The organism is Devosia sp., assembly GCF_965229025.1.
Classification (GTDB): domain Bacteria; phylum Pseudomonadota; class Alphaproteobacteria; order Rhizobiales; family Devosiaceae; genus Devosia_A.
Window position 1 is genome coordinate 512,443 of the sequence record NZ_OZ245853.1, and the last position, 12,240, is coordinate 524,682.

9 protein-coding genes are annotated in these 12,240 nt (G+C 63.5%); 4 read left to right on the plus strand and 5 right to left on the minus strand.

From position 1 onward, the window contains the following. Positions 1 to 2: 2 nt before the first annotated feature. The 4 genes from ACO06J_RS02475 to ACO06J_RS02490 form a co-directional block, all read right to left on the minus strand. A complete protein-coding gene (locus tag ACO06J_RS02475; RefSeq protein WP_421759114.1) occupies positions 3 to 161 on the minus strand; it encodes a DUF3309 family protein in 159 nt (52 codons plus the stop codon). 305 nt (positions 162 to 466) lie between these two features. Further along, complete coding sequence (locus ACO06J_RS02480) at positions 467 to 1,345, minus strand: transglutaminase family protein (RefSeq protein WP_421759115.1); 879 nt, start codon at positions 1,343 to 1,345, stop codon at positions 467 to 469. Between the two features lie 10 nt (positions 1,346 to 1,355). After that, on the minus strand, positions 1,356 to 3,767 hold the full coding sequence (locus tag ACO06J_RS02485; protein ID WP_421759116.1) for a circularly permuted type 2 ATP-grasp protein: 2,412 nt from the start codon (positions 3,765 to 3,767) through the stop codon (positions 1,356 to 1,358). 828 nt (positions 3,768 to 4,595) lie between these two features. After that, positions 4,596 to 7,934 (minus strand): DUF2126 domain-containing protein, encoded by a 3,339-nt coding sequence (locus tag ACO06J_RS02490; RefSeq protein WP_421759117.1) that lies wholly within the window; start codon positions 7,932 to 7,934, stop codon positions 4,596 to 4,598. A 120-nt stretch (positions 7,935 to 8,054) separates the two neighbouring features. Between ACO06J_RS02490 and ACO06J_RS02495 the strand changes: the two genes are divergently transcribed. Beyond that, the gene (locus tag ACO06J_RS02495) at positions 8,055 to 8,597 is read left to right on the plus strand and encodes a hypothetical protein (RefSeq protein WP_421759118.1); all 543 of its coding nucleotides are present in this window, start codon (positions 8,055 to 8,057) and stop codon (positions 8,595 to 8,597) included. Position 8,598: 1 nt separating this feature from the next. Here the strand turns inward: ACO06J_RS02495 and ACO06J_RS02500 are convergent, their stop codons facing one another. Further along, a complete protein-coding gene (locus ACO06J_RS02500; protein WP_421759119.1) occupies positions 8,599 to 8,850 on the minus strand; it encodes a hypothetical protein in 252 nt (83 codons plus the stop codon). Between the two features lie 130 nt (positions 8,851 to 8,980). On the opposite strand from ACO06J_RS02500, the gene ACO06J_RS02505 reads away from it, so the two are divergent. From ACO06J_RS02505 to ACO06J_RS02515, 3 genes are all read left to right on the plus strand, one after another. Then, positions 8,981 to 9,898 carry a LysR substrate-binding domain-containing protein gene (locus ACO06J_RS02505; protein ID WP_421759120.1) on the plus strand — a complete coding sequence of 306 codons (918 nt, stop codon included), beginning with the start codon at positions 8,981 to 8,983 and terminating at the stop codon, positions 9,896 to 9,898. Between the two features lie 118 nt (positions 9,899 to 10,016). Further along, positions 10,017 to 11,171 (plus strand): ABC transporter substrate-binding protein, encoded by a 1,155-nt coding sequence (locus tag ACO06J_RS02510; protein WP_421759121.1) that lies wholly within the window; start codon positions 10,017 to 10,019, stop codon positions 11,169 to 11,171. Positions 11,172 to 11,231: 60 nt separating this feature from the next. Next, a complete protein-coding gene (locus tag ACO06J_RS02515; protein WP_421759122.1) occupies positions 11,232 to 12,236 on the plus strand; it encodes an ABC transporter ATP-binding protein in 1,005 nt (334 codons plus the stop codon). Positions 12,237 to 12,240 lie beyond the last annotated feature (4 nt).

Below are 12,240 nucleotides of genomic sequence, written 5' to 3' on the forward strand. Positions count from 1 at the left end.
CGCTAGAACACCCTCATCAGCATAAGGACGAGGACGATCACGAGCACGACACCGAGGATGCCGGAGGGAAAGGCACCCCAGGATCTGGAATATGGCCAGGCGGGAACAGCGCCGATGACGAGCAGAATGAGAATAATTATCAGGATGGTGCTGATTGTCATGTGACGCTCCTAGATAATGGAAATAAGAAAAGTCACGGTCACGAGCAAAATGCCAGAATAAGCGCAAGAAGGACTGCAGTATAGCTAGACTTTCCATCGTACGCCTCAGGGCTCCAGGCCATCGCAACGCGGCCTGCATGCTCGAGGTTGGCAATCTCGATCGAACTCATGGCTAAAATCCCTGCTTTGAATTTTCAAAGCACTGCGCTTTGCTTAGTCGCGTGTTGCTTTGTCGAATGCCAAAACAACGGCAACGCCCGGGATTGGTTCCCGGGGATCAAGCAAATATCTAAGGGAAGGGCAGGCTATTCGACGCGAAGGACGTCGACCGATTGCTTGGCGTGATGGTCGCCGCTGGTGCGCAGGACGCCGACAATGGGTGAGATATCGGAATAGTCGCGGCCGTGGCCAATGGTTATGTGATCGGGGCCCGCGAGCATGGCGTTTGTCGGATCGAACTCGATCCACCCGGCATGCTGTCCGCACCAGACCCGTACCCAGGCATGCATCGCATCCGCACCCTCGAGGCGCGGCTTGCCCTTGGGCGGGATGGTGCGCAAAAAGCCCGACACATAGCCGGCCGGAATGCCAACGCCTCGAAGCCCGGCAATCATGACATGGGCAAAGTCCTGGCAGACCCCACCCTTCAGCGCAAACGCCTCGACCGGGGTGGTGCCGACGTCTGTGGCGTCCTTGTCGTATTTGAAGTCGCGATAGATCGAGAGGCACATATCCATGGCTGCGGCCTGCACCGAAAGCGTGCGTGCGACGCTTTCAGCGGCGTAGGCCGTGATCTCGCGGTCGATCGGGATGCGCGGGGAGGCACTGAGGAAGTGGTGCGGCGAGTTGGCATCGAGCGACCAGAGCGCCGCCACTTCCTGTTGCAGGCCGGCAACCGTGGGAGACAGGTCAGCGGGTGGGTGGAGGTCTTCAACCTGCACGCGAGCGGCGAGGCGCACATCGAGGCGGTCGTGCGAGCCGGAGTAGGCGATCGTGGTGACGGTGTTGCCGAAGAAATCGGAGAACGTGGTCTCCTGCTCGGGGCGCGGTTCGAACGACAGCGAGGTCGCGATCACCCGCTGCACGCCGGGAATGGTGATTGGGGTGACGCGCACGAGGTGGCGGTCGCCATGCACCGATGCCTCGTAGTCGTAATGCAGTTCGAGCCGGACGTCGTAGAGCACGGCCCCGCTCCTAGACGAAATAGGCGTCTGCAATCAGGCCGGCGAGGCTGCCGATCTGGGTGCGAAGGCGGTTGAGCTTGGCGGCGGTCATCAGATCGGGCTCGGTGACCCGCAACTCGGTGTGTAGCGACAGTGCCGCCTGGGTGGCCGGCGACAGGTGGCCGTCGTCGATGCCGCCCGGGAGACGTTCCAGTTGGGCCCGCAACTCGGCCACCTGGAAGGCGACGGACCGTGGATTGAGCGGATCGAGCACCAGCAGGTCGACATAGGAATCGACACCTGCGCTCACCGCGTAGCGCCGACGATGGGTCATGACGCTGTCGCCGATCTCCAGCAACAGGTCCAGCGAGCCCTCTGGCGCGCCCTTCCGCGTGCACCAGGCGACGATACCGGCGATCTGGATGCCGCGTTCGAGGCGGCGCCCGATCTCAAGAAAGCGCCAACCGGCAAAGCGGTACATGTTTTCGTGCACAAGGCCGGAGAAGCCGGCGAGTTTGCGCAGCAGCACGGTCATGGCGCGCGTCGCGTCGTCGCCCGGCTGGACCTTCTGCGCAAAGCTGCGCGCGGTCTTGCGCAAATCGGTGAGAGCCAGCCAGCCATCCGGCGAGAAGCGATCGCGGATCTGGCTGGCGCTGTGCACGGCGCTATCGATCGCCGCCAGCAGTCCGGTGGGCAACGCCTGCTTGGGATCGACCCCGATGCCATCGAGATAGGCGCGTGTGTCCTTGAGGATTGCCTGGTCGGGGTTGGAGCTCTCGGCCAGCCGGGCGTTATAGGCGCGAAGAATGCGCACGGTCGCTTCGCAGCGCTCAGCGTACCGGCCCAACCAGATCAGGTTGTCAGCGGCACGGCTGGGGAGGCTGCCGGCGGAGACGCGCACCAGCTTTTCGCCCTCACGCGGCAGCAGTGAAACGCGTTCGACGGGCTTGGGGCTGACGACCCAGACGTCGGCCGCCTGGCCGCCGCGCTGCATGGCAATTGCCGTGGTGTCTCCTGTGGAACCGACGCGGGCGAAGCCGCCGGGCATTACGATCCAGCCGTCCTTGGTCCGCGCCGCATAGACGCGCAGCGTGATTGGGCGGGGTTCAAGCTTGCCGCCAAAATACACCGGCGCGGTCGAGAGCCGCACCGGCTCCTGGCCAACAAAGGCGCCTCCGTCCGTCTCAAGGCGCGCCAGCATGGCTTCGCGTTCGGCCAGAGGCAGGCGCTTGCCGAGAGCGGCACTCTTGGGGTCGTCGATGGCGAGGCCGGTCGCGAAGGCCGGACCAACCATCATCTGGTCGAAGTTTTCGATGACGTGCTTGCGCTCCGCTTCTTGTCCGCACCACCACGTGGCAATGGTGGGCAGTTCAAGATCGTCGCCGAGCAGCGCGCGGCTCAAATTCGGCATGAACGCCGAAAAGGCGCGGGTCTCGAGGATGCCGGTGCCGAGTGCGTTGACGATCGAAATCGAGCCTTGGCGCACCGCTTCGGCCATACCCGGCGTGCCGATACGGCTGTCGAAGCGCAGTTCCAGCGGATCGGCAAAGCTCGCGTCGAGACGGCGCCACAGCACGCTGACCTGCTTCAGCCCAGAGACGGTGCGCACCATCACCTGGCCGTTGTCGACCACAAGGTCTTCACCCTCCAGCAGCATGAAGCCGAGGTAGCGGGCAATGTAGGCGTGCTCGAAATAGGTTTCGTTGTGGATGCCGGGGGTCAGGATGCCGACGCGGCCATCCGCAGCGCGGGCGATACCATTGAGGGCGTCGCGGAAGGCGCGGAAGAAGCTCGCCAGCCGATGCACATGCATCTTGCCATAGATATCGGAGAGCGCGCGGGTGGTCGCAACGCGGTTTTCGAGGGCAAAGCCGGCGCCCGAGGGTGCCTGCGTGCGGTCGCCCAGCACCCACCAGCCACCATCAGGGCCGCGCCCCAGCTCAAAGGCGCAAAAGTGCAAAAAGTGCCCGCTCGCCGGCTTGATGCCGACCATGGGCCGGAGGAATTCGGTGTTCCGCGCGATCAGTTCAGGGGGCAGGAGGCCGCGCTTGACCAGTTCGTTGTCGCCATAGATGTCGGCAACGATCTTTTCCAGCAGTTCGGCGCGCTGGGTCAGGCCACGCGAGATGGTGGCCCATTGCGAGTCGTCGATGATCAGCGGCAGGTGGGCGAGGGGCCAGGCGCGCTCCTTGCCCTCGGCGCCATCATACTTGCGGTAGAAAACGCCAGCGTCCCGGAGATATTGATCGGCGCGCTCGAAGCGCGCGGCAACCTCGGAAGGGCCCAGATCATCGAGCGCGTTGATGAGGGTGGACCAGCCGGGCCGTATAGCTCCGGTCGCGTCGATCATCTCGTCGGAGACGCCCGCCACCAGTTTGTAGTCGGCAATGAGGCCGGGTGCCCCACGCTTTCTCGCTGGCTGTCGTTGATTCCGCTCGATCATGGTCACTAGCGCTATAGTTTGCCCCCGGAAGCGCAAGCAGTTTTCTACTGAATGGTCAAAAAACCAACGGTCATGCTGTCACAAAGGGCGTGGATAGCATGACGCTAACCGGTTGACGCCGCGGCGCAACGTTGTCCTCGGTCGCGCTAGCGCCGCTGCCGTAACGGGTTTGGAAGAACGATCGTGTCGCTGTCGGCCTCCGCGCGGAGGGCGCTCAGCATCTTGCTGCCTGCCAGTTCCGAAGCATTGGAGCGAGCGACAACGGGCTGCGAAGGGGTGTCCAGCCGTTGGCGCTGGTGCGCGCGTTTTGCGGACTGACGTAGCCACACCCAACCCAGCAGGACGACCACGGCCAGCGCTAGGGGAACCAGAAGTGTGAGAGTCTGCATACCAAACGCGGCCTCGGGGTGGTGATAGACAAGCGGCAATCGCCGGGGAGATCAACCGGCTGTCACAGGTTTTTTTGACTTATAGGCGCAAGTTGCGACGGCCCATTGAAACGGGTAGGCCGGTTTCCGCCCAGACCTATCCCCGCCGCCTGGGGCGGGGTTATGATGCGCTCACCTTTCCGATGCGAGGTGCCAACGGGGCATCGCGGAAGGGGATCGGGCTGGGGGCGAGCCGTTGCTCCCAGGGTTTCGGGACTCTGCACGCTTCAGCGGTAACCCCGGGCCAAAAGACCGTTCGCAATGGGCGGGGCGATAGTCCCACCGTATCCAATTCGCGGGTCTACCCGCACCGCGACGAAGTCCCGCCCATGCCGCACCCAAGGGCGGCAAACTGATCAGAAACCCGAAGCCACGTGGCTGTCGGGCGTTTCCGCACGACTCAGACGGGCATGCGCAGGTCCAGCGTCAACGGGAACAGCTCAGCTCGCGCTTCGTTGGGTGGCGTGAACGGGCCCGGCGTGTGGCCATTGGGCACGAAACGCGCCAGCCGCCGCGCCTCGGCTTCGTTGCCGTTAACTGGGAAGGTCTCGTAGTTGCGGCCACCAGGATGCGCAGTGTGGTAGGTGCAGCCGCCGATCGATCGACCGGACCAGGTGTCGTAGATATCGAAGTGCAGCGGGGCGTTAACAGGCAGCATTGGGTGCATGCCCGAGGACGGTTGCCAGGCCTTATAGCGCACGCCCGCCACCGCAACCCCGGCGGCGCCGGTCGCCGTCAGCGGCACAGCGCGGCCGTTGCAGGTCACCTGATAGCGATCAGGATTGACGCCTTCGAGTTTTACTTGAAGTCGTTCAACCGATGAATCAACAAAGCGCACGGTGCCACCGATGGCGCCCTGTTCGCCCATGACGTGCCAGGGCTCGAGCGCCTGGTTCAGCGTCAGTTTCATGCCCTCGACTTCGACTTCGCCGCAGAACGGGAAGCGGAATTCGAGCTGCGCCGCGAACCATTCCGGCTCGAGATCGAAGCCGTGCTGCTTCAGGTCGGCCAGCACATCGAGGAAATCGGCCCACACAAACTGCGGCAGCATGAACCGGTCATGCAGCGTCGTACCCCAGCGGATGAAGCGGCCATCGATCGGTGATTTCCAGAACCGCGCAATCAGCGCCCGCACCAGCAACTGCTGGGCAAGGTTCATCCGCGCGTTCGGCGGCATCTCGAAGCCGCGGAACTCGACCAGCCCGAGTCGGCCGGTCGGCCCATCGGGGGAATAGAGCTTGTCGATGCAGATTTCGGAACGATGCGTATTGCCGGTGACGTCAACCAGCAGGTTGCGGAACAGGCGGTCGACCGCCCACGGCAGGGGCGGCGTGCCCTCGCCGGGCTTGGGCACCTGTTTGATGGCGATTTCGAGTTCATAGAGGCTATCGTGCCGGGCCTCGTCGAAGCGCGGGGCCTGTGAGGTCGGCCCGATGAACAGGCCAGAGAACAGGTAGGACAGCGATGGGTGGTGCTGCCAGTGTAGCACTAAGCTCTTGAGCAGATCAGGCCGTCTGAGGAACGGACTATCCCCAGGCGTCGCGCCGCCGACCACCACATGGTTGCCGCCGCCGGTGCCGGTGTGCTTGCCGTCGATCATGAACTTGTCGGCGCCGAGCCGGCTGAGGCGGGCTTCCTCATAGACGGCGGTAGTGGTCGCAACGCACTCTTCCCAACTCGAGGCGGGGTGAACGTTGACCTCGATGACGCCTGGATCTGGGGCCACGCGAATGACGTTGAGCCGCGGATCGTAGGGCGGGGCATAGCCCTCGACATGGATCGGCAGGTCGATGGTCTTGGCGGCCTCTTCGGCCGCGGCGATCAGTTCGAGATAGTCCTCGACCGTCGAGACCGGCGGCAGGAAGACGCAAAGGCGGCCCTCGCGCAATTCGACCGTAATGGCGGTGCGCACGACGCTGTCGATCTCGTCGAGCACCTGCTCGGCAATCTGCTGGTTGTCGGTGGCGTCGGCGGTGAAGGTCGAGGGCTGGGCGTGATGGCCGATCCGCACCTCGATCTTCTTGCTGAGCAGCTCTTCGACCTCGGGCAGGTTGCCCACCTCGACCAACGGGTCGCGTGGCACGACATGCGGGTAGGCAGTCGCCTCGACGTGCTTGAGCGAACTCAGCGGCAGGCGGTAGCCGACAGGCGAGTCGCCCGCGGCGAGGAACAGCTTGCCGCGCCGGGTCTTCCACTTCTCGGTGATCCAGTGCGACTTGTCGGGCAGGGCGTTCCAGCGCTGCACCGGCAGCACATAGCCGGTGGCATTGTTGAGGCCATGGTCAAACACCTTGGCCATGCGGGCTCGCGCTTCGGGGTCGGCAAGCTCAGGGTTAGCCGGATCAACATTGGGCGGCAGCCGCGCTTCCTTCACCAGCCAGTCGCCCGGATCCTCGTAGGCCGGGTCAATCGTGTCGCCACCCAGCCCCAGATTGTGGGCGATCTCGTCGAGGAGCCGCTTGTCGTCGCCGGGCTTGGCCTCGGTGAGCACACCCTCATGGGCGAATAGTTTCTCATTCTGCCACACCGGCTTGCCGTCGCGGCGCCAGTAGAGCGAGAAGGTCCAGCGCGGCAGGGTCTCGCCGGGATACCATTTGCCCTGGCCGTAGTGCAGCAACCCACCGGGAGCGAAGCGCTCGCGGAGGCGGCGGATCAGGGCATCGGCCTTGGCGCGCTTGGTCGGGCCGACGGCATCGGCGTTCCACTCGCCGGCCTCGAAATCGTCGATCGAGACAAAGGTCGGTTCACCGCCCATGGTCAGGCGAACGTCGTTGGCCTTCAGTTCTTCATCGACCTTGCGGCCCAGAGTATTGAGCCGGTCCCAACTGGCGTCGGAGAACGGCATGGTGATTCGCGGGTGCTCGGCAACCCGGCTCACCGTCATGGCGAAGTCGAACTCCACCTTGGCAAAGCTGGTGAAGCCCGAAATCGGCGCGGCATTGCGATAATGCGGAGTGGCGGCCAGCGGCACATGGCTCTCGCCAGCGAGGAGGCCGGAGGTCGGATCAAGACCGATCCAACCGGCGCCGGGGAGGTAAACCTCGCACCAGGCGTGGAGATCGGTGAAATCGTGGTCGGTACCTGCAGGGCCGTCGAGCGAGACGAGATCGGGCTTCAGCTGGATCAGGTAACCGGAGACGAAGCGGGCGGCAAAGCCCAGGTGGCGCAGCGCCTGGACCATCAGCCAGGTCGAATCGCGGCACGAGCCCTGGGCGCGACCCAGCGTTTCCTCGGGCTCGAACACGCCGGTTTCGAGCCTGACAATATATCCAATCTCGCGCTGTACCCGGGCATTGAGAGCCGTGACGAAGTTGACGGTGTTCATCGGCGTGCGGTCGACGCCGCGGAGGAATTCGGTGAGCAGCGGCCCCGCCGGCTGCGGCCGCATATAAATAGAGAGGTCGTCGCGGAGCTCTTCGGGATATTCGAACGGCCAGACCTCAGCCCGCTCTTCGACGAAGAAGTCGAACGGGTTGTAGACCGTCATGTCGGCAACGAGGTCGACTTCGATCTTCAGTTCCATGACCGGATCGGGGAAGACGTGGCGGCTGAGGTAGTTGCCGTACGGGTCCTGCTGCACGTTGACGAAATGGTTCGACGGCGAAACCCTGAGCGAGTGGCTCAGCACCTTGGTCTTGCTCTGTGGCGCCGGTTGCAGCCGGATGATCTGGGGCTGGAGGACAACCGGACGGTCATATTTATAATGCGTCAGGTGGTAGATCGCGGCTTTGATCGACATGCGGTCAGGCGCTCACTCGTAAGACACAGGACTTCCCACCCAAACGATAGCACAGATGGTTGACGCGGCTAGCCTTTGTGCGCGCAATGCCGCGATGCTTGCGCATCCGGGGGTGAGGACATGGCCGAGTCGACTGGAAATACGCCCGAGCGACCGCTCTGGCAGCAGGTGATCCGGGCCGTTGCGCGGTTCGTCGTCACCGTGGCAGTGGTGTTCTACACGCTGCTCGACGAGTTGCTGTTCCCGCTGTTTCGTCCAGCGATCCGCTGGCTTGGCGAGCTACAGCTGTTTCAGGCGCTGGGGCGGTTGATCCAGAGGCTACCGCCCTATGCGCTGCTGGTCCTCTTGGCGGTGCCGTTCATCGTCATCGAACCGGCCAAGGTTTTCGCGCTCTACTGGGGTGCGGTGGGGCATCCGTTCCAGTGCCTGATCCTGTTGATCATTGCGCAGATCGTTTCGATCCTTACCTGCGACCGGATCTTCCATGTCGGCTACGAGCCGCTGATGCGCATCGGCTGGTTCAAGCGGCTGATGAGCTGGGTGATCGGCCTGCGCGACAAGGCATTGGGCTGGGCGAAAGCCACGGAAGTCTGGAAGGCATCTGTGGCGATGATCCGCTCGGTGCGTACCTGGTTCCAGGGCGTGCTGGCGTCGCTCCGCTAGCCTACTTCTTTTCCTTGGCCGCCATTTTGGACTCGAGCAGGAATTCCTCGACCTCGTCGAGGCTGGCGCTGAATTCGTAGCCCTTGTTGCCAAAGACGATCTCAAAGGTGTCGTCGTCGCGCAGCATGTAGCCGCCATGGGCGTCGATCTTGGGGTTCCGCTTCTGCGCCACCAGCAGGCTGACGCCAAAAGGTCGGCCGAGGCGGCGGACGCGGCGTTCGGTGGCAATAAGGGTATGGGCGCGGCTGGTCATCGACTTATCCCCGTGGGGTCTGATCCGTGTTCCAATAGCGCGATGGCAGAATCGGGCAAGGGGCAATCTAGAGGCAATCCCTTGGCAATCGTCCGATTGAGCGCAGAACCGACGGATGCTTAACTGAGATATGGCCTTCACCCTCCGGCAGTTGCAGTACTTTATCTCGGTTGCCGAAGAGGGCACCGTGTCTGGCGCGGCGCAGTCGCTTTCGATCAGCCAGTCTGCCGTAACCGACGCGATCAAGGAGCTTGAGACCGATCTGGGGGTGACGCTGTTCGAACGGCACCGGCGCGGTCTGACCATCACCCACAAGGGCCACCAGTTCTACCGTCACGCGACCCGCATACTCGGCAGCGTTTCGGACGCGCGGCGCAGTTTTGGCGAGGAGCCGGCGACGGCCGCGGCGGGGACACTACATCTGGGTGTGACCTCGCTCGTCGCTGGGTACGTGCTTTCGGACCTTCTGGCCCGCTATCGCCGAGCTTACCCCAACGTCACGGTTTCTGCGGTCGAGGACAATGGCGACTATCTCGAGCACCTCCTCATCGGGGGCGAACTCGATGTTGCGGTGATGGTGATTTCCAACCTGCGCGACCGGGTGGCGCTGCAGGCGGAAATCTTCGAGACTTCACCCTACCGGCTGTGGCTGCCGCTCGGGCACCAATTGGCCGGGGCCGACATTATCTCGATCGCCGATATCGTCCCTGAGCCGCTGATCATGTTGACGGTGGACGAAACGGAAGAAAACACCGGCAAGCTGCTTTCCGCCTTTAGCGCGCGCCCGAACGTGGCGTTCCGTACCCGCTCGGTCGAAGCCGTTCGCAGCCTCGTCGCCACCGGGGCAGGGATCGCGCTCTTGCCCGATCTGGTTTACCGGCCGTGGTCGCTGGAAGGGGACCGGATCGAGAGCCGGGATATCTCTGGCGCCCTGCCGGTGGTGCAGGTGGGCACAGTCTGGCGCAAGGGCTCGCAGTTGACGCAGGCGGCGCGCGACTTCATTGGGCTGGCCCAGCAGCAGCATGCGGCGCGTGGCCGTACAGGATAGGTATCGGAAAAACCGATATTACCCTTCGCTCAAATAAATTTGCGATTGTTAAGCTGACCGATAAGCTCAAACCTAGGGGCAGGCTGAACGCCGTGGGCCCGAGCAGGGAGAGCTACCGATGAAGTCCATTCTCAAGACGTGTACTGCCTTGACCATGGTTGCCGCATTCGGCGGTCAGGTGATGGCGCAGGATATGCTGCCATCGCTGGGTGCCGGCGAGGGCGAAGTGTCGATCGTTGCCTGGCCGGGCTATATCGAGCGCGGCGATACCGAGGGCTGGGACTGGGTCACCGATTTCGAGCAGGCCTCGGGCTGCAAGGTCTCTGTGAAGACGGCCGCCACCTCCGACGAAATGGTCGCGCTGATGAATGCTGGCGGCTTCGATCTTGTGACGGCTTCGGGCGATGCGTCGCTCCGGCTCGTTGCCGGCAAGAAGGTGCAGCCGATCAATACCGCGCTGGTCCCGAGCTGGGGCACGCTCGATGATCGGCTGAAAGACGGCGCGTGGCACACCGTCGACGGCGTCCACTACGGCGTGCCGTATCAGTGGGGCCCGAACGTGTTGATGTACAACACCGAGACCTTCAAGGAAGCGCCGACCAGTTGGAATGTCGTGTTCGAAAAAATGGATCTGCCGGACGGCAAGTCGAACGAGGGCCGCGTCCAGGCCTATGATGGCGCCATCTATATCGCCGACGCAGCGCTGTATCTGAAGACCGCCAAGCCCGAACTGGGCATCAAGGACCCCTACGAACTCAACGAGACCCAGTACGCTGCTGCCCTTGAACTGCTGAAGGGCCAGCGTGCGCTGGTCGGCCGCTACTGGCACGACGCAGCAGTGCAGGTCGATGACTTCACGTCGGAAGGCGTGGTGGCATCGAGTTCATGGCCCTATCAGGTGAACACGCTGCAGGCCGCCGAGCAGCCGATTGCGTCTACGATCCCCAAGGAAGGCGCGACGGGCTGGGCGGATACCACCATGCTCGCCGCCGACAGCAAGCATCCCAACTGCGCCTATATGTGGCTGGAACACTCGCTGGCCCCCAAGGTGCAGGGCGACGTTGCGGCCTGGTTCGGCTCGGTGCCGGTGGTCCCTGCCGCGTGCAAGGGCAATGAGCTGCTGACCGACGAGGGCTGCGCTCTCAACGGCTTCGATAACTTCGACAAGATCGCGTTCTGGAAGACGCCGACCACCCAATGCGCGTCGGAGAACAACCAGTGCGTTCCGTACGCGCGCTGGGCGTCCGATTTCATCGGCGTGATGGGTCAGTAAACTGATCTCGCGGGGTGGGGCTCACGCCTCACCCCGTCTCTATCCGGGGGTGCACCACACATGACAGCTGCCGTCTCGCTGCAGAACGCCTCCCGCCATTTTGGCCCGGTCAAGGCCATGGATGCGGTCGATCTGGAGGTGGCCCCGGGCGAGTTCTTCGCCATGCTGGGGCCGTCAGGGTCGGGTAAGACGACGTGCCTGAGGCTGATTGCCGGGTTCGAGCAGCCGACCTCCGGCGAAATCCGGATTTTCGGGGAGGCGGTGCAGGGCGTGCCGCCCTATCGGCGCAACGTCAACACGGTGTTTCAGGACTATGCGCTGTTCCCGCATATGAATGTCCGGGAAAATGTCGAATTCTCTCTCATGCTGCGCAAGGTGGGGAAGGTCGAACGGGCTCGCGAGGCTGAGGCCGCGCTTGAGCTGGTCAAGCTGGGCGGCTATGGCGACCGGCGGCCGGGGCAGCTCTCCGGTGGACAACGACAGCGCGTTGCGCTGGCCCGGGCGATCGTCAACAAACCGAAAGTCCTGCTGCTCGATGAACCACTTGGGGCACTCGACCTCAAGTTGCGCGAGAGCATGCAGGAAGAGCTCAAGCTGCTGCAGCGTCAACTCAGCATTACCTTCATCTTCGTCACCCATGACCAGGGTGAGGCGCTGTCGATGGCGGATCGGGTTGCCGTCTTCAACAATGGCAGGGTCATGCAGATCGGCACGCCGGAGGAAATCTACCGGCGGCCAAATACGCGGTTCGTCGCCGATTTCGTCGGCTCCTCGAACGTACTGCCGCCCGAGTTCGTCGATGGCGTGCTGGGCGTGCGGAAGTGGGCCAGCCTCAGGCCGGAATCGATTCATGTGGCGAAGTCGGGAACGGCAGGCGCCGCGCAGTTGACAGGAATGGTGATCGCCCGCAGCTATCTCGGCGCCACGACCCGGCTCGCCATCCAGATGGGCGATCTGCTGCTCCACGCGACGACCAACTCTGGCGATGACGTTGCGGTTGAGGGCGAGCAGGTGAGCATCGGTTTCGCCAAGGACGCGCTGCACCTGATGGAGGATGCGGCGTGACCGA